The organism is Fructilactobacillus ixorae, from assembly GCF_024029915.1.
GTDB classification, from domain to species: Bacteria; Bacillota; Bacilli; order Lactobacillales; family Lactobacillaceae; genus Fructilactobacillus; species Fructilactobacillus ixorae.
This window is the reverse complement of the sequence record NZ_CP097478.1, coordinates 1,170,023-1,196,048: the sequence shown is the minus strand read 5'-3', so window position 1 is coordinate 1,196,048 and position 26,026 is coordinate 1,170,023. Positions and strand designations below refer to the sequence as shown.

Genomic DNA, 26,026 nt, shown 5'->3' with positions numbered 1-26,026 from the left:
TGAGCTTAGCGAAAGAGGTGGTTGAAGTGGTGCATAAAGACGGCTAAATACCGGTCGGTGTCTACGCTTACGGCCACTTTTACGTTTGGCTGGGGTGCATTAAGGCGGGCTTTATCCCCAATGGTTCGAGCGTAATAGGGATCGTGCTCAGTGGTAACCAACATGTTCAGCGAAATGGTCTCAACAAAGCTGGGATCAATGGCAACGCCGACCGCGAGGGGATCATGGAGCGAACAGCCCCCGAGTTCGGGATAAATGTCTGCATAGACGTTGATGTAGTAGTCCACGATGTCGGCCATCTTTGTGCCCGCTTCAGTAGTGCGCCATTGGGCCGTTTCGTCCTTAGTCAAAAGCGTGCGTAACGTGACGTCTAACCCGACCATCGTGAGGGGAAGGCCACTAGTAAACAGTTGGTTAGCAGCCACGGGATCTTGTTCCACGTTGGCTTCAGCGACGGGAGTAACGTTTCCCGGAACGGTCAGGGCGCCCCCCATGATGGTGAGCTTTCCCACCTGTCGCATAACCTCGGGAGCTTGGTTTAGCGCCGCCGCAAGGTTCGTCATGGGTCCGGTAGCGACGATGGTTAAGTCGTCACCATAACGCTGGGCAGCATCAAGCAGGAAGTCCACCCCGTTTTGGGTTGCAACTGCTTGGCGGGGTGTAGGTAATTGAACGTCGCCAATCCCGTTTTCCCCGTGAATTTGGGCGTTAATTGGCAATCGATTGTATTCGTGGTCCAGGGGATTTTGGTGGCCGATGAACACGGGCACGTCAGGAGCGCCGACGAGGTTTAAAATGCGTAGGGCGTTGGTTGCCGCCCGGTCAGCTTCGATGTTACCAAAGGAGGAGATAACCCCGATTAACTCAACCGCTGGATCAGCCACGGCGTACGCAATCGCCATGGCGTCGTCAATTCCGGTATCAACGTCTAAAATCATTTTCTGAACACTCATGCATTATCCTCCACTAATCATTAATTATTTAACCTTATAATACTGTAAAATAACCCGAAAAACAACATTAAATTAGGAAAATGCGAACAAAAAAGCAGTTATCGGCGATAACTGCTTTTTTTCTTTGGAAGTTTCGTTAATTAAAGAGGTATTCCGCGATAATTTTATTGACTTCGGGGTTTTCGTGCAACATCGAATGTTGCGCTTGTTGGGGATCACCATTATAAACGTAGAGCTTGTAACTCTTGACGTGTCCCTTAACCAGCTCTTTCATTTTAACCACGTCTCTAACCGGGATTAAACCGTCACTACCGGTGTTGCTGACGTTCCCACAGAAATTCAAGATCTGGAGGTTCTTGGGCAGGTTGTTAATGTACTTTGGATCTTTGAGGGGATAGGTATTGGCCATTGAGACGAAGTGTTCGACTTGTGGTTGATCAGGCACCTTGCGGTACCGGGTCAGGTAGTCGTAAATGATTTCTCCACCCGAGGAGTGGCCGATTAAGTTGACCCGTTTAATGCCGTATTCCTTGCGGAGGTAAGCCATTAACTGGGGCATCCGTTTCGCTTCAAAGCCAGGCTTATTGTTTGTTTGGAAGTTTGCTTGGATGACGGGATTGTTTTTACCAATCTTGTTAAACTTCTTAACGGTGCTTACCTTTCCGTTATCCTTGACGTATACTTGTAAGGCCTTGGTGGCCGCGCCATTGTTATCCCACGAAGAGACCATGTAGTCGGAGGTGATGAAGTTTCCACCGAGCCCAGGAATAAAGACCGTTGCGGTGCGCCCTTGTTTGACGTGATAATTGGAAGCTTTTTGGGTGTTGTACCACCAACCACCAAAGCCAGTGGCCACCACCAGTAAAAAAATGAGGAAAATAAATGTCTTCTTGTGTTTCATAATGTTAAAATTTCCTTTGTAAATAAATTTAGATTAGGGTTGATGAAAATGACTAACGATGTATATGATATCACAATTATTGGCGGGGGACCCGTTGGAATGTTTGCCGGTTTTTACGCCGGCCTGCGGGAAGCCAAGGTGCAAATTATTGAAAGCTTGGAACAGCTCGGCGGCCAAGTGGCCGCTCTGTATCCCGAAAAGCAAATTTTAGACGTGGCCGGGTTTGCCGGCGTGAGTGGGCGCCAGTTAATTCAGAATCTACAGGACCAACTGGATACGGTACCCGAGGTGGAACGCCACTTAAAGACCAAGGTGACGAACGTAACGCGTGGCGCTGACTACTTTACGATTGAAACGACGCAGGGGACGACGCGGAGCCGGGCGGTACTCCTTGCAGCCGGAAATGGCTCGTTTAAGCCCCGGGAACTCCGGGCGGAAAACGCGGAGGCGGAAACGGGCAAGCACCTCTTTTATGGCATCTCGGACTTGCAGCGCTTTGCAAACCACGACGTGTTAGTCGCTGGTGGGGGCGATTCGGCCGTTGATATGGCGCTGATGTTAGAACCAGTTGCTCACCAAGTGACCTTGATTCACCGGCGCAATGAATTCCGGGGTCTGGAGAAGATGGTCAAAAAGCTAGAGGCGTCCTCGGTTCAGATTGTAACGCCCTATTTAATCCAGAAGCTAACGGAAACGGCGGACGACCGCGTTCAGGTTGAAGCAAAACGGCTCAAAACGGATGATGATCTGATTGACCTGACGGTTGATGATGTGGTCGTTAACTACGGTTTTATTGCCAATAACAAGGATTTACAGAGCTGGGAGTTACAGCCGAAGCTCGACCACCGGTTAGTACAAGTGAACCAGGAATTAGAAACCAGTGAACCGTTGCTGTTCTGCATTGGAGATCAGGCGATTTATCCGGGGAAGGATACCTTGATTGCGACCGGCTTTGGGGAAGCTCCCGTGGCCGTTAACACCATTATGAAACGACTGTATCCAGACCGCCGGCTCCCAATTCACAGTACGGCCTTAAAACGTTAGAAAGGCAAGGTTCAGAATGTTTACTGATAATGATTTTGAGGTGTTCGCTGAGCCGACGTTAACAGGCCGGATGGCGAAAATTCGCAGCGAACTGGATCCGAAGTTTGAACAGGTCGCGCCCGCGCTCCTGACCATTCTGGCCGGCACGGGGGAAACGTGGTACGCCCACGTGGCGCAGCATCGGATGCGCACAACCAACCCACCGGAGAATACGTGGATTGCGTTTTCAACTAACAAGCGGGGCTATAAAATGCTCCCGCACTTTGAATTAGGCCTGTGGGCTGATCGCTTGTACCTGTACCTAGCGGTGGAAAGCAACATGAAGCCCCGCCAAACGGCCACGATTACGCCCAAGCTTATGGACCTTACGCCGCTGGTTGCCCAGTTACCCGCGGACTTTGTGTTGAGCGGTAATCACATGGAACCCGAAGTCCAGCCTATAGCAACGTATCCAGAGCTTGTGACCCGCTTTCAAACGGTCAAAGCGGCCGAGGTCTTAGTGGGCATCGAGGTGCACCGCGGGGATCCCCGCTTAGGGACACCGAGCATTAATGACACGCTCCAAGTGGCTTTGAAAAGGTTGCTCCCGTTGTACGAACAGTTAATAACGAAATAAGTGCGCTAAGCACAAAGCCCCACCTACATTTGCAGGTGGGGCTTTTAGTTAAGCGATTTTATTTTTCCTGATTGGAATCCGGATTTTGAATTTGAATACGACTGGAGTCACTGCGTGGTTCGTTTGCTTCCGGAGCATCCGTCTTGTACAGTTTCGTCGTATCCTGATGACCATTAGTATCAAAGAGACTCTTTGATTTATCCCCAAGTTGGTTTTCCGTCCGTTTCTCGTGACTCAACCCGTTGGAGTAGTTAAACTTCGCTGGATTAACCTTTTTAAAGCCAGCGGGGTGATAGAACTGCAACAGGTTTTGCTGGTTGAGCGTATCGGAAAGCGCTAATTCAGTGTCCACCTTCTGCTGGATGGCCTCCAATTCCTTCTTGAGTTTAGCGTTCGGATGGATAACTTTCCCCGTCTTGGAGTTATAAATCGTGCCATCAATTGAAGTGTATTCAGGGGAGACCCAATCTTTATTTCGAAAGGCCACGACCTGGTCGTGCTTGCTTGAGAACAAGTCCGTTCCAAACTGGATGTATTCCTTGGAATTAATGCCCAAGAGGTGCATCAAGGTTGGTAAGACGTCAATTTCGCCCCCGTACGTATGATCAACATAGCCGTTGTTGATGGCAGGTGAATTAATCATGAACGGAACCCGCTGTAACTGGGCGTTGTCAAAGGCGTTCCACTTGGCTTCACTCTTTCCAAGCAACGGAGCTAGGGTCGGATTCTCCGAGTTGGATAGTCCGTAGTGGTCCCCGTAGAGGACGACCACGGTGTTCTTGGCTAACCCGGTTTGATTGAGGTAGTCGTAGAATTCCTTGACGGATTGATCGAGATAATGAGCGGTCACAAAGTAGTTGTTAACCGCACTATCATCGGTATCAGGCGCCTTGAGCTTGCTATCCTTCGTGTCTTCATCATCCAGCTGGTAGGGGAAGTGATTGGTAACGGTAATGTACTTCGCATAAAACGGCTGTTGTAGGCGCTGGAGGTACTTGATGGAATCCTTAAAGAGGAGTTTATCCTTTAGTCCGTATCCGGTGGCCTTATCCCCGGTCGTATCGTAATAACTGGCATCAAAGAAGTATTGATAACCGAGGTTCTTATAGGTGTTGTTCCGATTCCAGAAGCTCGCAACGTTCCCGTGGAAAACGGCCGAACTGTAGCCGTCCTGTCCTAGAATCGCGGGTGCCCCCTGGAAGGTGTTGTCACTGCCGAGTTGGGCAAACAGGGAGCCCTGTGGTAACCCGTAGGTACTGGTTTCTAGCATGTTTTCGGCGTCAGAAGTTTTGCCCTGGCCGACCTGATGGAAGAAATTATCAAAGGCATAGGTATGATTACTATTGTAAATCTGATTCAAAAACGGCGTAACCTCTTTGCCATTGATCTTTTTGTTAATCAGGAACTGTTGGAAACTCTCCAGATGGATGACAACCACGTTTTTCCCCTTTAAGGAGCCAAACATCTGGGGATTAGGCTCGGCGTAGTGGGCATCCGTAAAGGCCTTCACGTTGTAAATTTCTGATTTGTTTGCTTGAGAACGAAGCTCGTTGGACTGGTGGGTTTGAAAGGCGTCATACGCTGTAAACACGTCCAAACCGAGGTATTTCACCAGGTAGTTACGATCAAAGGCTCGGGTTAACAGTTGGGGACGATCCATGTCGGCCAACGCAATGTTGAAGGTTAAACATAGCGCACCCATTGAAAAGACCGCAAAGGCAAACCGATTGGTCAGCGCCCGCCGATCAACCTTAATGACCCGGAATAACAGCAAGAAGATAACGACAACGATGTCTAGCCAGTAGAAGACGTCGTGGGGCATCGTCAGGGCAAGCGAGGCCCCGCTCAAGCCCTGATCGACCTTTGAATACCCGGTCATGGTTGACACGGTCATAAAGTCGGTAAATTCTCGGAAGTAAATGACGTTTAAGTACAGTAACACGGTATCAATGATATCGAGGAGCATGATTGCAGGATAAAATAGCTTTGCCGGTTTAAAGTAAAAAGCCAGCCCGAAAATTAAGATGGTGGTGGCGATGGGGTTTAAAAAGAGCAGCAAAAATTGCAACATGCCTTCGGTTCCCAGCGCAAAATCGGCAAAGTAGGCGTAAATTGTTTTGAGCCAAAAACAGCCCACTAAAAAGCCGAAAAAGCCCACTCGGGTATTAACCTTGGCTAGGGTCTGTTTGATGATTTTCAAAGGTAAGGTTCCCTTCATATGAATTCGTTAATCATAACTTTAATGATAGCAGACTTTGAAAGCAAAAAACACTAAGGAAAGTATAAGAATACCGAAGTGCCAGGGAGCGTGGTATACTAAATTAAATAAGAAAGAAGATGACTAAAAATGGCTAAGTTCACCTTATATTTAGTGCGCCACGGGCAAACGTATTATAACGTCTTTAACAAGTTACAGGGTTGGAGTAACTCCCCGTTAACGGAAACGGGGATTAACGATGCCGTTGTGACGGGGAAGCGCTTGAAAGACATTAAGTTCAAAGCAGCCTACTGCAGTGACTTAACCCGCGCCCAAAAGACGATGTCGTTAATTTTTGATCAAAACGAAACCTTTAATTCCATTACCCCGATGGTGTCACCGTTCTTTCGAGAGGAGTTCTATGGTTACTTTGAAGGTCTGAACATGGACGAAGTCTGGTATCAAGCAGGAGCTCCTCATGGTGCCAAGACGTTTGCAGAGATTATTGCGCAATACGACATGAACGCGGCAAAGGATTTTCTCAAGGAAGCTGACCCGTTCCACCTGGCGGAAAACGCCGCTGAATATTGGGAACGGTTGCAAAAGGGACTGAATTTAATCACCCAAAATCCTGCCATTGAGGACGGTGATCGCGTCTTACTCGTCAGTCATGGCAACACACTGTTGAGTTTGGTTGATCGGTTTCAACAACCAGGCCAGTATGATTTGCGCACGCGCCCTGCCAATGGTAGCATTACAAAACTAGCGGTCGACGGGGACCACTTTACGGTAACTGATTATAATAAGTAGGGAGGACTGAGCTTGGTAGATCACGCTGCTTTTTTTCAAACGTGCAACGAGAATAACTACATCTTCCGGATTGGCGAAGTAAGCAAGATGACGGATGTTTCTCCCCGTCAGCTCCGGTACTGGGAGCAGAAGGGTTACATTCACAGCGAACGCGATGAAAAAATGGCCTCACGGGTGTTTAACCACGAAAACTTCATGATGGTAAAGCTCATTAAATTTTATCTCGACCAGGATCATTCATTAGGAACGGCCTTTGAAAAGGCCCAGCATCACATGCAAATTGTGCGGTCAACCTATGCGTTTATCTTGAAAATGCACCATGGATTAGTGCAAAAAGACGGACATACCATGATTGATATGGGTTACTTTGACCGGTCCCACACTAAGCGCCTCTACGGCTATTTGGATGACCAGCAAGAGATTGTCTATACAGTTAGTGACGTTAATGAGCAACCCCAGCAAGTTGAGTAGGGGGCTACTTTAACAAGCAAAAAGCCAGCTTTCAATGAGGAAGCTGGCTTTTTTAGGAAAAGAAAAAGAACAGCAAACTGCTGTTCTTCGTTATTATGAGCGGCCAAGGACTTGAACCCCAATCTCACGAATAAAGAATTCGTTGCTCTAACAGTTGAGCTAGCCGCTCATCACAATATGGGTTTAGTATAGCATAAGTTAATTGGAGTTGCCAACCCTCGTTGGCTGATTTTTGTTGGAAACAATTAAGGGCAACCACAGGCTAGGGATTGACACCCGCGGGAAATGATGGTTTAATCAGAAGTATCAAATTAGAAAGGAACGGTCAGCATGACAAAAATGATGATGAAATTGATGTCCTCCTCTAACTCTACTTGGAACGCGTGGCGCTAAGTAAGGTTAGTTTGGGATGCCTAGTTAGCTACTCACGAAGTTACTAACCGGGCCATCAGTTGTGCGAAGCCTTCCTACGACTAGTTAAGTAAGGGTCCTGGTTAGTAATTTACTAACCAGGACCTTTTTAGTAAGCAGGAGTAAGGAGCGAGAAATTATGACAGAACAAAAGTTAAAACGTAGCATTGGACCGTTTACCGCGCTCGCCCTAGTGATGGGAACCGTGATTGGGGGCGGGGTGTTTTTTAAAATTGCGAGTGTGACCGCCGCCACTCACTCGGTGAGTCTGACCTTGTTAGCATGGGTTGTAGCGGGAATCCTTACGATTTGTGGTGGTCTGACGGTGGCAGAATTAGGGGCAGCAATCCCAGAAACTGGTGGAAGTGTGCAGTACATGCGCCATACCTACGGTCCCTTAAGTGGATTTTTGTTGGGTTGGTCCGAAATGTTGATTTACGTCCCAGCCAACATGGCTGCGTTAGCGATTATCTTTGCGACCCAGGTGGTCATCTTACTGCATCTGGCCACGACGCTGGTGGTGCCGATCGCCCTGGTCGTGGTGGTCACCATTACCGGCTTGAACCTGCTAGGAGCGAAGGTCGGTGGAAGCGTGCAATCGCTGACGTTGATTTTTAAGTTGATTCCGGTTTTCTTAATCGTGATCGTCGGACTGTTCATGCCGGGCCACGTTGCTGTGACCCTCTTTCCCATGACCCCGACAGACCATGCAAACGTAGTCACGGCCTTTTCCGGCGGGTTGCTCGCAACCATGTTTGCCTACGAAGGGTGGATCAACGTCGGTGACATCGCTGGGGAGATGAAAAATCCGAAGCGGGACATTCCGAAGGCAGTTGTCCTCGGCCTGACCTTTATCATGGTAATTTACGTGCTGGTTAACTGGGTCTTTTTGAAAAACATGCCAATTAATCAAATCGCCGGTAATCCCAACACGGCCGCTGAAGTAGCTGGGAAGTTGTTTGGAAACCTGGGTGGAAAACTGGTGACGATTGGGATTTTGGTATCGGTCTTTGGCACGATTAACGGGTACACGATGACGGGGTCCCGGATTCCGTACGCGTTAGCCAAGCAAGATCTGCTACCGTTTAGTCACGCCTTTCAACGCTTAAACCGGGCAGCTGCACCGTTCGTGGCCAGCTTGTTCATTCTAGTAATTGCGATCATTATGATTTTCCTGGGGAGCTTTGACGTGTTAACCGACATGTTGGTATTTGTGATGTGGTTGTTTAATTGCCTGTTATTCCTGGCGGTTTTCATTCTTCGGAAGCGCGAGCCAAACTTGGAACGGCCGTATCGAGTGCTGTGGTATCCGGTGGTTCCTGCGGTCGCCATTCTGGGAGGGCTCTTTATTATCGTAACGACCCTGATTAATCAACCGGGCTTAGCCTTCGCGGGCTTAGGTCTTACCCTGCTGGGAGTGCCGGTTTATTACCTGCATCAGTGGCAACACCGAAAAAATTAAGTAGCAAAAGCACCGCCTGCTAGTTAGCAAGCGGTGCTTTTTGATGAACGAAATTATCGGTTAAAGAAATCACTAAAGCGCATGATGAGTAGCACGATTACCACAAAAATGGCGGTAATCACAATTGTGAGTTGCCAGGCAATCGGACTGTCCATAAACGGGAGCTTGACGTTTTCTCCGTAAAAACCAAAGACAATGTTGGGGACCGTCAGCACGATTGAGAAGACGGTCAGAAATTTCATCGTGGTATTCAGGTTACTGTCTAGCAGGTTGGAATAAGCGTTGGCTACCTGTTGGGCCGCTTGGTTTGCCATCTGCGCCATGGATAGTCCCTGTTGAATTTCGATGATGACGTCGTCTAACACATCGTTGTCATTATCCGATAGGGTCTTACCCAACTTACGTTTAAACATGGTTAACATATCGTTGTTAGCCGAGAGCGAAGTTAAAAAGTAGACCAGGTCGGTTTGCAGGTTTAGCAGTTGGTTAATCGCCGCTTTGTTAGTCCGGCCCCGTAAGTTCCGCTGAATGCTCGTCCGAATACTGTTGATGTGGTTAATGTAATCGAAGTATTGGATGGCGAGCTGGTACATGGTTTTGAGCACAATGTCCAGCGGAGCGGCGTTATCACGCTGGACCTGGGGTAACTTGTCAACGATTGACCGAATCAGCGGATTAACAAAGTTGGTTTGGTTAGCGGTAAAGGTAAAGAGGGTATCGCCACGCACGATTAGCCCAATTGGTTCGGCGGCAATGTCACCGTTAAAGCGGGTCGGTTCGGCAACGTCAAAAATGATGAGCAATAACTGTTCATCTTCGTAGTATTCCAAACGGGGCCGTTCGTGGTGGTCAAGTGCGTAGTAGAGCATCTCGGTGGTAAGGTGATACTCCTGCTTTAAAGTTTTTTTCTCGACGGGGAGGCAATCGGTGACCTGGACCCATTCGATGTTTTGGTTGATTTTATCGGTTTTAATCATGTGATTGCCTCCCTTTTACGCATTACCTACCATTATAATGGAAAATTGGGGAAAAGTTTAGCTTTCGCCCGGATTTTCTAATGATTTGAAAGCAAACTGTAATTAATTTTGGAAATCAATGGGGTATAATGAAGAATACAAAGGAGTGCAATAATAATATGAAACAGCAACCAACTAATTCAGAACGTAGCAATTTATGGTATCCACTGATTGCCTTTCTTATTGTGGCAAGCGTTTTTTTAGCGCTCTTTGGAACCTATAAAATTCGCCAACACATTAACTACCAACGGATGATTGCCGCCCAAAAGAAGTTTGAGGAAGAAAATAATCCGGTGTTAAAACACGAACGGAAGTTTATCAAGCAGGTGGCACAGCCATCGGTCCAGCTGTATCGGCAGGATCACAAGGTTTTACCTAGTATCGTGATCGCCCAGGCAATCTTGGAATCAAATTGGGGCAAGTCCAAACTGTATACCGAAGCCAATAATCCGTTTGGGATTAAGGGAACCTACAATGGGAATTACATCATCTACGAAACGGGTGAGTACATTAACCACAAACACATTACGGAAAAGGGTCAGTTTCGCAAGTACCCGAACTTACAGGCCGCGATTGAAGACCACAATCAAGCCTTGTATGATAAGTTCTTAAATCGGAATGATAACATCACCGATTATCGCGAAGAAGCTAAATTGTTACAAAAGAACACCTATGCTACCGATCCTGACTATGCGAAGAAGCTTATTCGCGTGATTAAAGCCCACGATTTGGAAAAGTATGATCAAGAAGCCATGCAAAAATAACGACTGCCTAAAGGAGGAATGGTGTGCTTTCCCTAATTGAAAAACTTTACGGTCCATTTTTTGACCTGCATAACTGGGAAACGGTATTGACTTCTGGAAATGATTGGCTAATTATCTTTTCCCTCGTGGTATTGGAATGCGTGATGTCCGTTGATAATGCGATTGTGTTGGCCACTCAGACGCAGGTACTCCCGACCAAAAAGCTGCAAGAGGAGTCATTATTTTACGGCCTCTGGGGGGCCTACGTCTTTCGGTTTTTAGTAATTGGAGCTGGGGTCTATTTGATCCACTTTTGGGAAATCAAGGTGGTGGGCGCCCTCTACCTAATTTATTTGGCCGTAAAGTATTTTCTTCCCAAACGGAACCGGTCAAAGAAGCACCGTAACATCAGCACGCGTGGCAATCCCCATAGTCGCAAGTTCTTCTGGTGGGTGGTACTGCAAATTGAATTCATGGACATCCTCTTTTCGATTGATTCCGTCTTAGCTTCGCTCGCGGTTTCTAGTAACCCGGTGGTGGTCTTGATTGGGGGGATGGCCGGCATTTTAGCGATGCGGGGGATTGCCGAAGTCATTATGAACATTATGAAGCGGATTCCAGAGTTAAAGACGATGGCCTACGGGTTGGTCTTTGTGATCGGGGTGAAGCTCTTACTTTCCATCCCGATCATCGACGTGGAAATTCCCGCCACCTGGTTTGGAATTTTTGTAATCGCAGCCATTACGGGAACCTTGATTATTCATTTTGTGCGAAGGAGGAGAAAGCCAGATGGCCGTTGAACTCAATCAAACTAATTTTGCGACCGCCGTCCAGGGTCCAATGACGTTGGTCGATTTTTGGGCGCCGTGGTGTGCTCCCTGTCGGCGCATGGAGCCCGTCTTAAACCAGCTGGAACATGATTTTGCTGGCCGGGTGAAGTTTGCTAAACTAAACGTTGATCAAAACCAAGCACTGGCCGAACAGTACCGGGTGCTGGGGCTTCCCAGTTACGTCCTCTTTGTGAACGGTAACGGAGTCGAAAAGGTGACCGGCCTTTATTCGGTCGCCCAATTAACGCATTATTTAGAACGTAAGTTAGCAGCACAGTAAAGTAGGAGATGAAGATGCAAGAGACAAAACAGCCCCGGTTGCTCGAGGCTAGCTTAATTTTACTAGGAATGTTAGTGATCATGGGAATCGGGATTATCGGCCTGCACTTGACGCCAGTTGTCCCGATTTTGATTGTAATCTTTGCCCTGATGCTGTGGGGGAAAGTCCGCGGGTACTCATGGGATGAGATTCAGGATGGCATCGTCGTCGGCGTTCAGAATGGAATCATCCCGTTGTTTATCTTCCTGTTAATCGGGAGTTTAATCGGCGTTTGGATCATGGCCGGCGTGATTCCTACCCTAATGGTCTATGGGTTTCACCTCTTAAGCGTCCGGTGGTTCTTGCCCTCGGTCTTTCTGATGTGTGCCTTTGTCGGCTGTTTCATTGGAAGTGCCTTTACGATTATTTCGACGGTCGGGATTGCTTCCATGGGGATTGGATTGACCATGGGGATTGACCCGGCCATAATCGCGGGAGCGGTCGTCTCAGGGGCGGTGTTTAGTGATAAAATGTCTCCGTTGTCTGCCACGACCAACTTGGCCTCGGCGATTGCAGGGGACGACCTGTACAGTCACATTAAAAACATGCTGTGGTCAACCATTCCGGCCTTTGTGATTTCACTGGCATTATTTACCTTATTGGGTAATCATCACCAGACCGCTAGCTTAACTAAAATTACGCAAACGGCCCACGTTTTATCGAGTCACTTTACGATTTCATTGTGGATGCTCCTCCCAGTGCTGTTGCTACTGATGTGTGCCTGGACCAAAATCCCCACGATTCCAACGTTGTTCATTAACGTCACGGTGACGAGCATCATGATCATGGTCAATCCGCAGCACCACTTCTCCTTTGCCCAAATTGCTGCTGTGATGCAAAACGGGTTTACCATTAAAACCACTAGCCCAGCGGTTAACCAAATCTTGAACCGGGGTGGGATTAGTTCCATGACCGGGACGATGACCTTGATTATTTTGGCCTTGGCGCTGGGGGGGTTGTTGATTAAGCTCGGCATTATTGAAGTCGTGATGAACCGATTTTCCGAACACATTCATTCCAGCGGGATGTTAGTGTTGAGCACGGTGTTAGCAGCGATTGGGGTCAACCTCTTTATTGGGGAACAATACTTGTCCGTCGTTTTACCCGGTACGGCGTTTAAAGCGGACTTCAAGAAGGCGCACTTGGCTCCAGAAGCACTCGGGAGAGCACTTGAAGATGGGGGAGCGGTGATTAACTATTTAGTCCCGTGGGGCGTTGCTGGGGTCTTTGTGGCCAATACCCTGAACGTGCCAACCTTACACTACCTACCGTTTGTCTTCTTTAGTTTACTCTGTCCGGTCTTTTCCATTTTTAGTGGATTCACGGGGATTGGACTAAAACGGGAACCACATTAATAAAAATCCCGAAAATTATGCTTTGAACTTAAGTTACCAAAAACGCTCCTGAACAGGAGCGTTTTTTTGTGGGCGAAATGTGCTGAACCGGCCGGAACAATCTGAGGATGACTTCTTGATGGGCAGATAATCGAAAAAAGCGTAAAAAAAATGGCAGAGTTTGTTAATTAAGTTGACAACAATTTAAAAGGATTTGACACATTTAATCCCCATGCTGGTAGTAATTCACTCCGATTCCGGGTCTTTAAGTAACAAAATATGTCGAAATGATTGCGAGATTACAAAAAACCGCTTTTCAGTAACCTTTCTGTAATCTGTCTGTAACATTAGCCCATTAGTATAGCAATTGTTGTTTGATGCACATGCGTCATCGAGCAATCATTCTAGTTACACGACCTGGATTTTACATTTACTATTTAAGGAGAGATTTATTTTATGAAGTTAAAAGGTCTTAAGTCAATTGCCGCAGTTGCTGCTGTATCGGCAGGAGTTATGTTTGCTGGTGCTAACAACGCTGATGCCTCAACTAAGATCACGGTGCAGTCTGGTGATACGTTATCAGAATTAGCCCAAACTTACGGTGTATCTGTTAACAGTATGCAAAAAGCTAACAACATTAAAGACATCAACCGGATTTACGTTGGTGAAGTTTTCATCGTTGGTGACAACGGAAACGTTAAGGTTGCGAACTCAGCTGCCCAAGCTGCTAAAGTTACTCCGGCCCAACCGGTTGCTGAAGCAACTAATAGCCAAGCTGCTGCCCAACCAACGACGCCAGCCGCTCAACCGGTTGCTAAGCAAGCTCCAGCCCAACCAGCTGCTCAACCAGCACCAACGCCAGCTCCAGCTGCTACCCAAGCAAGTAGCAATACTGGTGCCGAAAGTGATGGTTCCTTAGACTCCATCGCCGCGGTTGAATCTGGTGGTTCATACACGGCTCGGAATGGTCAATACATTGGTAAATACCAATTGTCTTCAGCATACTTGAACGGTGACTACTCACCAGCTAACCAAGAACGGGTTGCTCGTCAATACGCTGTTAGCCGGTACGGTTCAGTTGCAAACGCCGTTGCTTTCCGGAACGCTCATAACTACTGGTAAACAAATTAGTTTCATTAATTAAACAGGATTGTCCCTCTGGGATGATCCTGTTTTTGGTTGGTCACAATGATAAAAAAAGCTCCCGTCAGTGAATGACGAGAGTTTTTTTAGTTAAGTTAATTAGTGACCTGGGCTAGGAAGTGTTTTTTCTTCCCCCGCCGGACAATCACGTATTGTCCATCAAAATGATCAGCGGGATCAATCGTAGCGTTCACATCCGTAACCTTGGTGCCATTGACGGTAATGGCTCCGTTTTGGACGTCTTCACGGGCTTGACGTTTGGAACTATCCACGTGCATTGCTAACAAGAGGTCAATGATGTTTTGCGGTTCGGCATTGATAGTCACGGTCGGGACGTTATTAAAGGCCTGACCGACTTCAATCGGACTTAGCTCCTGGACGTTTCCAGTAAAGAGTAACTTTGCAATCCGTTCGGCATTCTCAACGGCCGCTTGTCCGTGCACAAACGCAGTTACTTCCTCAGCTAGCCGCCGTTGCGCTTCCCGTTTCCAGGGCTCCTTTTCCACCTGTCGTTCCAAGTAGTCAATTTCTGCGTGGTCAAGGAAGGTAAAGTACTTCAGGTACTTAATCACATCGCGATCATCTTGGTTGAACCAGAATTGGTAAAATTCGTAAGGAGCCGTTTTCGCGGGGTCTAACCAAACGGCGCCCCCCGCCGTCTTCCCAAACTTAGTTCCATCCGCCTTGAGCATGAGGGGAATCGTCAGACCATAGACCTTGGTTTCCGGGCCTCGGAGTTTGTGGATCAGATCGATCCCGGCGGTAATGTTACCCCACTGGTCAGCGCCCCCAATCTCTAGTTGTACGTCGTGCTGTTCATGGAGCTGGAAGAAGTCGTAGGCTTGCAGGATTTGGTAGGTAAACTCTGTGAAGGAAATTCCCTGGGCGAGGCGACTTGCAACCACTTCCTTGTTTAACATCGTGTTAACGTTAAACAGCTTGCCGTAATCCCGTAAAAAGTCGAGGAGGGTTACATCCTTGGTCCAGTCGTAGTTATTAACGATGCTGATGTTCGAGTTATTTCCAAACAGGTGCTTCATTTGTGCGGTCAACGCCGCCACGTTTTTTTCGACCTGTTCCTTAGTTTGTAACTGTCGTTCCGTTTTCCGACCACTGGGATCGCCAATTGAACCGGTTGCGCCTCCAATGACGATGTAGGGATGGTGGCCATCGCGCGCAAAGCGTTCCATGATCATAAATGGAATCAGGTGGCCAATGTGCATACTGTCACCAGTTGGATCAACGCCACAATACAGGTCAATCGGATGTTCGTTAATGGTTGCTTCCAAACCAGCGGCGTCTGTCTGTTGGTTAATGGCCCCACGCCACTGTAAATCTTCGATGATGTTCATAGTTTCCTCCGCGTTAGTGATGATTAGGTTCGAGGTAGAGTGTTTGTAGCCGTTCCCGTTCCGCAGTGCCGACTCCAAGAACGTCACTAAGATACTGATCGAGACTCCCATAGTGTTCGTTAATCGTTGCCAGGGCCGCGTCTAAAAAGTCCAGGTCAACGGTATACAGTTCCCGAAGGTTCCGAATGGCGGTTTCGGAAAAGCCATCAGCTCGGACGGCGGCCATTTTTTGGTCCACCAGGTCCTTTACCACTTGGTTCGTTAAAATGTAGTCCTGCTTGATCGTTTCTAAATCAACTCCAAGGGCGGCCAACAGGAAAACGGCAGCCATGCCCGTCCGATCCTTTCCCGCCGTGCAGTGAAACAATATTGCTTGATTGGGTTGGTCATTTTGCAACAGGATTTTAAAAAACCGGCGGTAGGCGTCGTGACAGCCGTCGTTAAGCACCATCCGCTGGTAGACGTCTACCATGTGGTCATGGGCGTAGTTGGGATTGTCCTCGAGCATCTGACGAAATTCGGCCGGATCCTGCGAGTTATCGGTCCGGTCTTCGTCAAACACGGGATCAAACCGGTATTCAATCTGATCAGTAGTCACCGCATCTGGGGCGGTCGTTCGTTCTTGACCAGAACGGAAGTCCACGTCGTAACGGACTCCGTATGCCGCTAAAAAGGCTTGGTCAGTGGGCGTCAGCAGACCTAAACTTCCAGAACGCAGTAATTTATGCCATTTAATGGTGCGCCCATCAGTCGTTTGGTAACCACCCAATTCCCGGAGATTTTCCGTAGAATCAAGCTTGATGATGCGTTCGTTCTTCATCTGATTCACGTCCTTTGCTCGATTGTCATACCGCTATTATAGCACTGAAAGATTCGAGAATTGAAGGATAATAATTGTTTACAAACGAAGTTAATTGCACTAGGCTTAGGGTAATGACTTACGAAGGGAAATGAAGCAGATGGAAATGACCGAGCGCCAGTTAATTCAAGAAATTTTAAACACAGTTGATGTAATTTATGACTTCGAAAATGTGGATGAAGACACGAAGGAATACACCCTACTGATTAAGCGCCAAACGGGGGACGTTCGGGATTTAAACGTCATTAATGATGAAATGAAACACTACTTTAACGAAGCAAACTTCGACTATCAAGAACAGGTTGAACCAGCTGAGATTGATTGTGACATTCGGGTCCAAATTAAACGGTAATCCGTGATTAAAAAAGAAGGAGCTTGCTCCTTCTTTTTTCTTGAACTTTTTACAGCTATGGTATGATTAGGTCGCAAGCGACGATTGAAAAAAAGGGGCACGTTTGATGAACGCAACCAGTAAATATGTATTAGCAATTGACCAGGGCTCAACCAGTACCCGGGCCGTGCTGTATGATCACGCCGGCCGCAAGGTGATTGCCAGTACGCAACCCCTCCGCCAACTGCGCCCCCATCCGGGGTGGGTGGAACAGGATCCAGATGAAATCTGGAGCTCGGTGTTAGCTGCGATTGCCAATGCGTTGATTGATGGGCGGATTCATCCCGATGAAATTCATTCACTTGGGATTACCAACCAACGAGAAACCGTGGTGGTGTGGGACAAACAGACCGGAAAACCGATCTATCATGCGATCGGCTGGCTTTCAAATCAGACGGCGGAGCTCGCCCGCCAGTTGCAAGCCGCGGGTTATCAAGCCCTGATTCAGGAAAAGACGGGGTTAGTGCTCGATGCTTACTTTTCAGCCACCAAGCTTCGCTGGATTTTAGACCACGTTCCGGGCGCCCAAGAACGGGCCGAACGGGGCGAACTGTTAGCGGGGACCATCGATACGTGGTTGGCTTGGAAGTTATCCGATGGTAAGTGCCACGTGACTGACTATACCAATGCCAGCCGCACGATGCTGTATAACATTCATCGGTTGGAGTGGGATGACGACCTGTTAGCATTGCTGCGGATTCCCCGCCAACTACTTCCCGCCGTCCGGGCTTCAGATGAACGGTACGGGACAACGGAGAACTATCAGTTTTACGGTGTCTCGGTGCCGATTGCGGGGATCATTGGGGATCAACAGGCGGCCCTCTTAGGGTCGTTGAGTTTGGAACCCGGAATGGTGGAAACTACCTACGGGGACGGGGCCTTTGTCATGATGAACAGTGGGAAAACCCCAGCGACCTCGAAGCACTTGTTAACCACGATTGCCTACGGGTTGGATGGAAAAATTACCTATGCGTTAGAAGGAAGCATTTTCACCGCTGGTAGTGCCTTGGTGTGGCTCAAAGACCAGGTCGGGTTAATTCAAAGCGTCCCCGAATCACGCCTAGCGGCACAACAATCGACTAATCAGAATGAGGTGTACTTTGTTCCCGCCCTAACTGGCTTAGGAGCTCCGTACTGGAATCCGACTACCCGGGGGGCCTGGTTTGGTTTGACCCGGGGGACCACCAAGGAGGACCTGGTCAAGGCCACCTTGCAGGCGACCGCCTACCGTACCTGTGACATTGTAGAAACCATGGAACAGGATACTGGGTTAGCAATTTCCCAGTTAAGTGCGGCCGGTGGAGCCAGTCGGAATAGCTACTTAATGCAATTTCAAGCGGATCTGTTGCACCGCCAGGTACTGCGGACTAACGATGCAGAAATTACGGCGTTTGGCGCCGCGGCGTTATCAGGGGTTGCGACTGGGTTTTGGGCAGATTGGGCGGAAGTAAAAGCGATTTATCAAGCGGGGAAAGCGTTTGTCCCAGACCTGCCCGCTGAAGAGCGCACCCGCTTGTATTCTGGGTGGCAGCGTGCCGTCCGAGCGGCCTCCGTCTTTCAGCCAACTCCGCGTCCCCAAGAAAATTTGTGAAATCGCTTTCATTAATTAGCGTGTTGCGGTATAATTGATTCATCAAAGAGATTTAAATCAGATGCAGTGGAGGATATTTACATGAGTGCATTAGCGTTATTAATCGGGATTGTTCCCGTAATCGGTTGGGGATTCTTCCCCACGGTCTCCTCAAAAATTGGTGGGAAGCCTGCTAACCAAATTTTAGGGGCGACCATCGGAGCCTTGATTGTGGCTTTCGTCGTTTTCTTAGTAACTGGCTGTGGGTTTCCCACGGGCTGGAACTTAGTCTTTGGAATTCTGTCTGGTTGTGGCTGGGGTTTTGGTCAAATTATGGCCTTTAAGGGATACACCTTGATTGGATCATCCCGGGTAATGCCGATTACCACGGCCTTTCAATTAATCGTAACGGCGCTCTGGGGGGCTTTTGCGCTGGGTAGTTGGCCTGGAGTTACAAACAAGGTCATCGGTATGATTGCGCTGATCGTAATTATCATTGGGGCCACCCTTACCACGTGGAATGAAAACAAGGAAAACACTAATGTCGCAGCGCTGCGCAAAGCCATCATTTACCAACTGGTTGGGGTAATTGGGTACTGGTTGTACTCTGCTGCACCACAGATTGAAAATCTGAAGTGGGCGCAGGGCTTTGTTCCCCGGACTACTCCAATGAGTGGGTTACAAGCCTTCTTGCCACAAGCAATCGGGATGGTATTAGTTGCTGTAATTTACGGCATCACCTTGTTGAAGCAGGAAAACGTCTTTAAGCAAGCAACCTCGTACAAGCAAATTATTGCTGGGTTCTTCTTTGGAATCGCAGCCCTTGCTTACTTAGTGGCTGCTCAACCAGTCGAAAAGGGTGGTTTAGGTTTGTCAACGGCCTTCGTAGTTTCTCAAGTTAGTGTCGTCATCGCAACCCTGACGGGAATTTACATGTTAGGTCAACACAAGACCCACAAGGAAATGGTGGCAACTTTAATTGGATTAGCGTTAATTATTGTTGCCGCTGCCGTAACCGCATTCTTAAACTAATTACGTTAAATAAAACTCCTTGCACCAGCAATGATGCAAGGAGTTTTTTGTCGGGATAAAAACGTGCTTACGAAGCGGGGGTGCTTCGTGCTAGAGTAATTAACAGTTAGCATAAAGGAGGAGCAACATGCCCCAAAATTGAAAAGAAGAATTGTTTTTTACCGGAATGATGGCGGGGTTAATGGTCCTTGGGATGACCACGGATAACATTGTTAAGACGAATGGTTGGTCTGCACCCGTCATTAGTGAGCTAATTACCGGTTATCCCGGTTGGACTTACGCAAGTTACAGCAAGAAACAGCTTAATTAAAAAAGCACCTCAATTTGCATGGGGCAAACTGAGGGTGTGTTTGGTTAGCGATAATTAGATAAAAAGACCTCTTAGAAAAATAGTCTAAGGGGTCTTTTTATTTATAAATATAACTAGCGATAATAACGATGTTGCTTCAACAACTGGGCTGAGCGGTCATCATACGGCTTGTAACCGCTGCTTTGGGAGTGGCGAAAGTACATCAAATTATAGAGGCCACACCACAAAAAGTTAAAAAAGATGCCAAGCTGGTATGAAGCGGTTGCTAAATCACTGCCAGTCAAAAAACTGTACAGCATCGTTAACCCAGCTTCAATCCCTAACATACAGAAGATGTTGTACCAGTCACCCCGGAACCAAGCGGGGAGGATGCCAAAGAAAAGGGCGGTAAACGAAAGTCCGACTTTGTTAATCCGAACCCGCCCGTCCTTGCGATAGACGACTGCATAGTTATCGGGGAGCATGGTAATCAGTTGTTTTAATTGGGAATCATCATCGTCATTAAAGTTGAACTGGTTCATAAACATTCTCCTTTACTTCAAGGTTAATTTCACCACGATTTCCACGTGGGGAGTTTGTGGGAGCATGTCGACCGGCTGTAAATAGTCGACCTTGTATTCCTTCGTTAGTTGAACAAGATCCTGGGCCAAGGTTGATTGGTTACAGGAAACATAGACAAATTTGCGCGGTCGGGTAGCTAAAATGGTATCAATTAGTTTTTGGTCTAAGCCAACTCGCGGGGGATCAACTACGAGGGCGTCTGGATACCAACCATCGGCTTCCCATTCTGGTAACAATTCCTCGGCTTTCCCGGTAAAGTAGTGAGCGTTATCAATCTGGTTGGTAAGCGCATTTTGATTGGCATCTTCCACCGCTTCCGGAATGGTTTCCATTCCTCGGACTTCCGCAACCTGCTTTGCCAAGGTTAATCCGATTGTTCCTACTCCGGCGTAGGCATCGACTAAGCGATCAGTGGGGGCTAACTCGAGGGCCTGCCCGGCCAACTGATACAGTTTAGGGGTCATAATTGAATTTAACTGAAGAAAGGCGCGAGCCGATAGGGCAAAGGCGAGTCCGTTGATTTTTTCGGTAATGGTTTCAGTTCCTGCTAACCTTGTGGTCTTGTCACCCCAGATCAGCGGGGAAGTTCCCGGATTAACGTTGTGCATGATGGAGGTCACTTCCGGTAATTCGGCTGCGATCCGCCAAATTAACTGGTGTTGCTTAAGGAGTTTGTTTGCGTGGGTGATAAAAACCAGTTGAACCTGGTCAGTGTTGTGAGCAGCCCGGACCATAATGGTCTTCAAAATCCCGGTGTTATTTTCTTCATCATAGGTGGGAATTCCCAGTTCTTGGACCATCTGGACGACGGCGCGCATAACCTTCATTGTCACCGGATCCTGCACAGCACAGGTTTCCATGTCCACGACGTCATGGGTCCCTTCCCGGTATAGCCCCGCGATCACGTGCCCATCTTTTGCCGTTCGCACCTGGAACTGCGCCTTGTTGCGGTACTCATAGGGATGTTGCATGCCAATTACGGGCCGGACGTCGTATTTTTCAAAGCCGCGCGGGTGGTACCGACTGAGCGCTTGTTTAACCAAATCGCGCTTGAACTTCAGCTGTTGGGGATAGTCGAGGATTTCTAATTCTAACCCGCCAACTGTCTCAGCATAGTCGTCGCGGGGAACGACCCGAAACGGACTCTTTTTGTCAATTTGCTGGATGATCCCGCGTAAATAACGTGGTTTGATTTCGCTAATGTTTGCTTGTACCACTTCGTTTGGAAGGGCGCCTGGAATAAAAATTAACTTCCGCCGGTAGTAGCCGACTCCTTCCCCGTTAATCCCCAGGCGTTTGATTGTGACGGTCACACACTGGTTTATTTGCACCTGGACGTCTCCGGTATGCTTTGAAACTTGCTTGCGTTGTTTTTTCATTTTTTCTCCTTTGTAACGAATCTGTTTAATTATATCATTTCTGGGCGGTTCCCTCAGGAGTTGGTGCACCCGGTTTTTTGGTTGGAGTGCACGGTAAATCAGCGTATAATAACAAAAGATTTAAGAAAAGAGGAGAACGCGATGCATCAGTTAGAAACCCATCATTTGTGTTATACGGTGGATGACCGCCAGATTATTCAAAATCTCAATTGGGCAATCGATCCCGGCGCGGTGGTGACGATTACCGGACCATCTGGGAGTGGGAAGTCGACCTTTGTAAAGCTGTTGGCGTACCTGTTAAATCCCACTAGTGGGACGATCACCTTTGAGGACCAGGCCTTAGACCAACTGGATCCCATCACGTATCGGCGTGAGGTTTCCTACGCCGTGCAACAACCGACTTTGTTTGGGGATACGGTGCGCGAAAACCTGGAGTTTCCCTACCAAATTCGCAAGCAACCGTTTGATGAGCAACACGTCATTACGGCCTTGCAAACGGTGGACCTTGGGGCTGCCGATTTGGACCGGCAGGTGACGAGTCTCTCGGGAGGGGAAAAGCAGCGGATTGCTTTGTTACGGAATGTGCTGTTCCCACCCAAGGTGTTAATTACCGACGAAGTGACCACCGGGCTGGACAATGACAGTAAGCAGAGTGTGCATAAGATGTTAGCTTACTTTAACCACAAGTACCAGATGACGGTGATTATGATCACGCACGATGATGCGGAGATCAACGCCGCCGAACACCTATACGAACTCAAAGCGGGGCAAATTCAGGAGGTAGCTAAACATGAGTAATTTAATTGTTTCCAATACGGCTCTGGCACTCACGGGGGTCTTCGTGGTCTTTGCCATGTGGATTGGATACCGGGAACACCTGGGAATTACCAAGGATCTCATCGTTGCGACGATTCGGTGCGTGATCCAGTTGTTTGTAGTGGGATACGTCCTCAAGTATGTCTTCCAAGTTAACAACTGGTTGCTAACGTTGACTTTGATTTTAATTATCATTTTCAATGGAGCCTACAATGCGAAGGGACGCAGTGGCGGATTACGAAACGCCTTCTGGATTTCGTTAACGGCCATTGCTACGAGTACCCTCGTAATTTTATTGGTCCTGGTGCTCGACGGGGCCTTGAAGTTTATCCCGTCGCAAATCATTCCGGTGTCCGGAATGATCGTTAGTAATTCAATGGTCTCAATGGGGCTCTGTTTCCGGACCATGAATTCGATGTTTAAAGACCGGCGGTCCCAGGTACAAGAAATGTTAGCGCTTGGGGCCACCCCGATGGTAGCCAGCAAGGGAATTATTCGGGATGCAATTAAGACCGGGTTACAACCCACCATTGATAGTGCGAAAACGGTGGGGCTGGTGGCCTTACCGGGGATGATGTCTGGAATGATCTTTGCTGGTGCAGATCCGGTGCTGGCAATTAAGTACCAGATCATGGTGACCTTCATGTTGCTGGGGATTACCTCAATCAGTTCCATCATTGGGTGTTACTTAGGGTATCAAAGTTTCTTTAACCAACAATCACAATTAATTCGCTAAAAAAAGCTGAACTCCAAAGAGTTCGGCTTTTTAGTTATTTATCAGCTTTGGTATGGGTCTGGTACAGATAAATTCCCAGCCCAATCACGATAATGAGGGCGAGAACCAGAAAGCGGATGAGCCGGGACCCCCCAATTGGAGGGGCGGTCGTTTTACTAATGATCGGTAATAAGATGAGCGGATAAAAGAACAGCACCCACAGAAAAACGGTGAGCACAATGCTACCCCACGTGGGTAACCGCAGGAAGAACTTCAGCATCCAGGGGCGGGTGACAATCCAGCCAAACAGCCAGAGGTAGGCGATGGCAAGGGCGAAGCTCCCCAGGTTCAGTTGCAGGTTGGGAATCAGCAGGACGGGAACGCAGATGGCGATGATGATGATCACGGTAATCATGCCCAGTAAGTGCCACAACGATTTATTGCTAATCTTGTGCGCCTGGGTAATTTGGTAGGCGAGCATCTTTGGGTTTCGACCGAGAGTTTTTGCGGCCGTCTGGCCCTGTGCTTGGCCGTCTAGGATTTGGTACAGAATTGCTAGCAGTTGTGATTCAATTTCAGTTTTGTGAATAAAGAAACTGAAAAAGCGGACGTAGAGCAGCAAGGATTGGTAGTAGCGCTGGTTTGCAGGCGTGAGCCGCTGTTGTAAGTCGGCGTTTTGTTGCCGCAGTTGCCTAATTTTCACGAGGGCGGATGCTCCTTTAGAATCAGTTTTTTATTATTATACCACTTTCACCAAGACCCTAGTGACGCCGGTTAGAAGCAAGAACTAAAAAAACCACTCCTTTGAGTGGTTTTTTACTTATTGATATTGTTTGGCCGTCGCTTCATCGCAGTAGAGGAAGTGACCCGGTTTGACCTCGCGGAGTTGCTCTCCCGCTTTAAAGGGATGCGAGTGGTCAAATTCGATGATGTGATGCTGCTTTTCTTGTTCTGGATCAGGCACGGGGACCGCCGAAAGTAGGCTCTGGGTGTAGGGATGCAAGGGGTTGTTATACACCTCTTCGGTCTCTGCCATTTCGACGATTTTCCCCTTGTAGAGCACGGCGATGCGGTCGCTAATGTACTTCACCATTGACAAGTCGTGGGCGATGAACAGGTAGGTTAGACCTTGTTCTTCTTGGATGTCTTGCAACAGGTTCACCACCTGCGCTTGAATCGAAACGTCCAGCGCGGAAATGGGTTCGTCGGCAATGATGAAGTCTGGTTGGACGGCGAGGGCCCGGGCAATCCCGATTCGTTGCCGTTGGCCTCCGGAGAATTCATGGGGGTACCGGTTGGCAAATTCCGGGTTTAAATTAACCTGCTTTAAAAGTTCTGCTACCTGATGGTCCCGATCCTCGTGGTTCTTAGCCAGGTGGTGAATGTCAATTCCCTCGGCAATGATGTCTTTGACTTTCATTCGCGGATCGAGCGAGGCATACGGATCCTGAAAGATCATTTGCATTTGCTTCCGAAAATCCTTTAGGTGGCGGTGTTTTAACTTCGCGATGTTTTCATCGTGGAAGTAAACGTCCCCACTGGTCGGGTTGTAGAGGCGGATGATACTCCGGCCGGTAGTGGTTTTTCCGGAACCGGATTCTCCAACGAGTCCCAACGTTTCACCCTGGTAGATGTCGAAAGAAACGTCGTCAACCGCTTTGACTTCATCTTTTTTACCTTCGTTAAAGTACTGCTTTAAGTGGCGGACCTTTACGATTGGTTTTTGTTCGGACTTAGGCATCTTGTTCACCTCGCAGTTGTTGGTATTTGGCAAACCGTTTTTGGATGGAAGCCGGGGGTGTCACCTTGGGCGCCCGCGGATCTAACAACCAAGTGGCAGCGTAGTGGGTATCGGTCACTTTGAAGAAGGGTGGTTGTAACCGTTCATCAATTTTTAAGGCGTAGGGATTCCGGGGCGCAAAGGCATCCCCCTTCGGCGGATTGATCAAGTTGGCCGGCGTCCCAGGGATGGCTTTGAGGCGTTGTCCCTGAATATCCAGGGTTGGCATCGAATCGAGCAGCCCCCAGGTATAGGGGTGGCGGGGATCATAGTAAATCTCGTCCGTTTGGCCGTATTCGATGATTTTACCGGCGTACATAACGGCCACCCGATCGGCAATCCCTGCCACTACACCGAGGTCGTGGGTAATAAAGATGATCGAAGTCCCAATCTTTTGTTGGAGCTCCTTTAACAGCTTAATAATTTGAGCTTGAACGGTCACGTCAAGGGCCGTCGTTGGTTCATCAGCAATTAAAATTTCGGGATTATCAATAATCGCCATGGCAATTACGATCCGTTGCCGTTGCCCCCCGGAGAACTGGTGGGGATAGTCCTTCATTCGTTCCTTAGCGTTCGGAATGCCCACCAGTTCGAGGACTTCTTGCGACCGCTTCATGGCGTCTGATCTCGAGGCTTCTCCGTGGGTTAGGAGTGGTTCGGCGACCTGCTTACCAATTGGCATCGTCGGGTCGAGAGACGTCATCGGGTCCTGAAAGATCATCGAGATGTCTTTCCCACGAATCTTATCCATTTGCTTTGGATGTAAGCGGAGGAGGTCTTGATCATGGAAAGTGACGGTTCCACCGGTCACAATTGCGTTCTTAGCGTACAGTTGGATCACGCTCCGCACGGTGACGGACTTTCCGGAACCCGATTCCCCAACGAGAGCTAGGGTTTCCCCTTTTTTCAGGTTAAAACTAACGTCCCGAATTGCGTGCACGGTTCCATTGAGCGTGGTAAAGTCCACTTCGAGATTTTGTACGTTTAAAATGTTTTCAGTCATCAGTACTC

The 26,026-nt window shown here is 48.3% G+C and carries 27 protein-coding genes and 1 tRNA gene; 16 read left to right on the top strand and 12 right to left on the bottom strand.

What is annotated here, in order from left to right; all coding sequences use genetic code 11:
• Positions 1-5 precede the first annotated feature (5 nt).
• Positions 6-953 (bottom strand): nucleoside hydrolase, encoded by a 948-nt coding sequence (locus tag M8332_RS06005; RefSeq protein ID WP_252779927.1) that lies wholly within the window; start codon positions 951-953, stop codon positions 6-8.
• A 136-nt stretch (positions 954-1,089) separates the two neighbouring features.
• Positions 1,090-1,854, bottom strand: a complete 765-nt coding sequence (locus M8332_RS06000) for an alpha/beta fold hydrolase (protein WP_252749371.1) — start codon at positions 1,852-1,854, stop codon at positions 1,090-1,092.
• Between the two features lie 48 nt (positions 1,855-1,902).
• On the opposite strand from M8332_RS06000, the gene M8332_RS05995 reads away from it, so the two are divergent.
• Together M8332_RS05995 and M8332_RS05990 are read left to right on the top strand one after the other, a co-directional pair.
• Entirely contained in the window at positions 1,903-2,898 is a 996-nt protein-coding gene (locus tag M8332_RS05995) for an NAD(P)/FAD-dependent oxidoreductase (RefSeq protein ID WP_252779926.1), read from the top strand.
• Between the two features lie 16 nt (positions 2,899-2,914).
• Complete coding sequence (locus M8332_RS05990) at positions 2,915-3,514, top strand: DUF1054 family protein (protein ID WP_252779924.1); 600 nt, start codon at positions 2,915-2,917, stop codon at positions 3,512-3,514.
• A 58-nt stretch (positions 3,515-3,572) separates the two neighbouring features.
• On the opposite strand, the gene M8332_RS05985 is transcribed toward M8332_RS05990, so the two are convergent.
• On the bottom strand, positions 3,573-5,705 hold the full coding sequence (locus M8332_RS05985; protein ID WP_435370805.1) for an LTA synthase family protein: 2,133 nt from the start codon (positions 5,703-5,705) through the stop codon (positions 3,573-3,575).
• Positions 5,706-5,861: 156 nt separating this feature from the next.
• On the opposite strand from M8332_RS05985, the gene M8332_RS05980 reads away from it, so the two are divergent.
• Positions 5,862-6,521, top strand: a complete 660-nt coding sequence (locus M8332_RS05980) for a histidine phosphatase family protein (protein WP_252779920.1) — start codon at positions 5,862-5,864, stop codon at positions 6,519-6,521.
• 12 nt (positions 6,522-6,533) lie between these two features.
• Entirely contained in the window at positions 6,534-6,992 is a 459-nt protein-coding gene (locus tag M8332_RS05975) for a MerR family transcriptional regulator (protein ID WP_252779919.1), read from the top strand.
• 96 nt (positions 6,993-7,088) lie between these two features.
• Here M8332_RS05975 and M8332_RS05970 read toward each other — a convergent pair.
• Positions 7,089-7,161: transfer RNA gene (locus M8332_RS05970), tRNA-Lys, on the bottom strand.
• A 381-nt stretch (positions 7,162-7,542) separates the two neighbouring features.
• On the opposite strand from M8332_RS05970, the gene M8332_RS05965 reads away from it, so the two are divergent.
• Positions 7,543-8,865: an APC family permease gene (locus M8332_RS05965; protein WP_252779918.1), complete on the top strand. Its 1,323-nt coding sequence runs from the start codon at positions 7,543-7,545 to the stop codon at positions 8,863-8,865.
• Between the two features lie 53 nt (positions 8,866-8,918).
• Here M8332_RS05965 and M8332_RS05960 read toward each other — a convergent pair whose 3' ends face one another.
• Positions 8,919-9,842 carry a magnesium transporter CorA family protein gene (locus M8332_RS05960; protein ID WP_252749364.1) on the bottom strand — a complete coding sequence of 308 codons (924 nt, stop codon included), beginning with the start codon at positions 9,840-9,842 and terminating at the stop codon, positions 8,919-8,921.
• Positions 9,843-10,000: 158 nt separating this feature from the next.
• Here M8332_RS05960 and M8332_RS05955 point away from each other — a divergent pair, with 158 nt between their 5' ends.
• The 5 genes from M8332_RS05955 to apf all read left to right on the top strand — a co-directional run bounded on the left by M8332_RS05955 (position 10,001) and on the right by apf (position 14,229).
• Positions 10,001-10,645, top strand: coding sequence for a glycoside hydrolase family 73 protein (locus M8332_RS05955; RefSeq protein WP_252779917.1), 645 nt, complete (start codon positions 10,001-10,003; stop codon positions 10,643-10,645).
• Between the two features lie 23 nt (positions 10,646-10,668).
• The gene (locus tag M8332_RS05950) at positions 10,669-11,424 is read left to right on the top strand and encodes a TerC family protein (protein ID WP_252779916.1); all 756 of its coding nucleotides are present in this window, start codon (positions 10,669-10,671) and stop codon (positions 11,422-11,424) included.
• Positions 11,414-11,734: a thioredoxin family protein gene (locus tag M8332_RS05945; RefSeq protein WP_252779915.1), complete on the top strand. Its 321-nt coding sequence runs from the start codon at positions 11,414-11,416 to the stop codon at positions 11,732-11,734. The genes M8332_RS05950 and M8332_RS05945 overlap by 11 nt, the downstream gene beginning before the upstream one ends.
• 8 nt (positions 11,735-11,742) lie before the next feature.
• The gene (gene nhaC, locus M8332_RS05940; RefSeq protein ID WP_435370791.1) at positions 11,743-13,128 is read left to right on the top strand and encodes a Na+/H+ antiporter NhaC; all 1,386 of its coding nucleotides are present in this window, start codon (positions 11,743-11,745) and stop codon (positions 13,126-13,128) included.
• A gap of 435 nt (positions 13,129-13,563) precedes the next feature.
• On the top strand, positions 13,564-14,229 hold the full coding sequence (gene apf, locus M8332_RS05935) for an aggregation-promoting factor (protein ID WP_252779913.1): 666 nt from the start codon (positions 13,564-13,566) through the stop codon (positions 14,227-14,229).
• 116 nt (positions 14,230-14,345) lie between these two features.
• Here apf and tyrS read toward each other — a convergent pair whose 3' ends face one another.
• Positions 14,346-15,602 carry a tyrosine--tRNA ligase gene (tyrS, locus tag M8332_RS05930; RefSeq protein ID WP_252779912.1) on the bottom strand — a complete coding sequence of 419 codons (1,257 nt, stop codon included), beginning with the start codon at positions 15,600-15,602 and terminating at the stop codon, positions 14,346-14,348.
• 13 nt (positions 15,603-15,615) lie between these two features.
• Positions 15,616-16,422 (bottom strand): tyrosine-protein phosphatase, encoded by an 807-nt coding sequence (locus tag M8332_RS05925; RefSeq protein WP_252779911.1) that lies wholly within the window; start codon positions 16,420-16,422, stop codon positions 15,616-15,618.
• 139 nt (positions 16,423-16,561) lie between these two features.
• On the opposite strand from M8332_RS05925, the gene M8332_RS05920 reads away from it, so the two are divergent.
• From M8332_RS05920 to M8332_RS05905, 4 genes are all read left to right on the top strand, one after another.
• The gene (locus tag M8332_RS05920) at positions 16,562-16,813 is read left to right on the top strand and encodes a hypothetical protein (protein ID WP_252749356.1); all 252 of its coding nucleotides are present in this window, start codon (positions 16,562-16,564) and stop codon (positions 16,811-16,813) included.
• A 106-nt stretch (positions 16,814-16,919) separates the two neighbouring features.
• Positions 16,920-18,443 carry a glycerol kinase GlpK gene (gene glpK, locus M8332_RS05915; protein ID WP_252779910.1) on the top strand — a complete coding sequence of 508 codons (1,524 nt, stop codon included), beginning with the start codon at positions 16,920-16,922 and terminating at the stop codon, positions 18,441-18,443.
• Between the two features lie 81 nt (positions 18,444-18,524).
• Positions 18,525-19,454: a ribose/proton symporter RbsU gene (rbsU, locus tag M8332_RS05910; protein WP_252779908.1), complete on the top strand. Its 930-nt coding sequence runs from the start codon at positions 18,525-18,527 to the stop codon at positions 19,452-19,454.
• A gap of 166 nt (positions 19,455-19,620) precedes the next feature.
• Complete coding sequence (locus tag M8332_RS05905; RefSeq protein ID WP_252779907.1) at positions 19,621-19,764, top strand: hypothetical protein; 144 nt, start codon at positions 19,621-19,623, stop codon at positions 19,762-19,764.
• A 113-nt stretch (positions 19,765-19,877) separates the two neighbouring features.
• Here the strand turns inward: M8332_RS05905 and M8332_RS05900 are convergent, their stop codons facing one another.
• The gene (locus M8332_RS05900; protein WP_252779905.1) at positions 19,878-20,285 is read right to left on the bottom strand and encodes a hypothetical protein; all 408 of its coding nucleotides are present in this window, start codon (positions 20,283-20,285) and stop codon (positions 19,878-19,880) included.
• Between the two features lie 12 nt (positions 20,286-20,297).
• The gene (gene rlmD / locus M8332_RS05895) at positions 20,298-21,704 is read right to left on the bottom strand and encodes a 23S rRNA (uracil(1939)-C(5))-methyltransferase RlmD (RefSeq protein ID WP_252779904.1); all 1,407 of its coding nucleotides are present in this window, start codon (positions 21,702-21,704) and stop codon (positions 20,298-20,300) included.
• A 141-nt stretch (positions 21,705-21,845) separates the two neighbouring features.
• On the opposite strand from rlmD, the gene M8332_RS05890 reads away from it, so the two are divergent.
• Positions 21,846-22,502 carry an ABC transporter ATP-binding protein gene (locus tag M8332_RS05890; protein ID WP_252779903.1) on the top strand — a complete coding sequence of 219 codons (657 nt, stop codon included), beginning with the start codon at positions 21,846-21,848 and terminating at the stop codon, positions 22,500-22,502.
• Entirely contained in the window at positions 22,495-23,256 is a 762-nt protein-coding gene (locus tag M8332_RS05885; protein ID WP_252779902.1) for an ABC transporter permease, read from the top strand. Before M8332_RS05890 ends, M8332_RS05885 begins: the two co-directional genes overlap by 8 nt.
• Positions 23,257-23,290: 34 nt before the next feature.
• On the opposite strand, the gene M8332_RS05880 is transcribed toward M8332_RS05885, so the two are convergent.
• The 3 genes from M8332_RS05880 to M8332_RS05870 form a co-directional block, all read right to left on the bottom strand.
• Entirely contained in the window at positions 23,291-23,938 is a 648-nt protein-coding gene (locus M8332_RS05880) for a DUF1129 domain-containing protein (protein WP_252779901.1), read from the bottom strand.
• 117 nt (positions 23,939-24,055) lie between these two features.
• Entirely contained in the window at positions 24,056-24,976 is a 921-nt protein-coding gene (locus M8332_RS05875; protein WP_252779900.1) for an ABC transporter ATP-binding protein, read from the bottom strand.
• A complete protein-coding gene (locus M8332_RS05870; RefSeq protein ID WP_252779899.1) occupies positions 24,969-26,018 on the bottom strand; it encodes an ABC transporter ATP-binding protein in 1,050 nt (349 codons plus the stop codon). The genes M8332_RS05875 and M8332_RS05870 overlap by 8 nt, the downstream gene beginning before the upstream one ends.
• Positions 26,019-26,026: the final 8 nt, after the last annotated feature.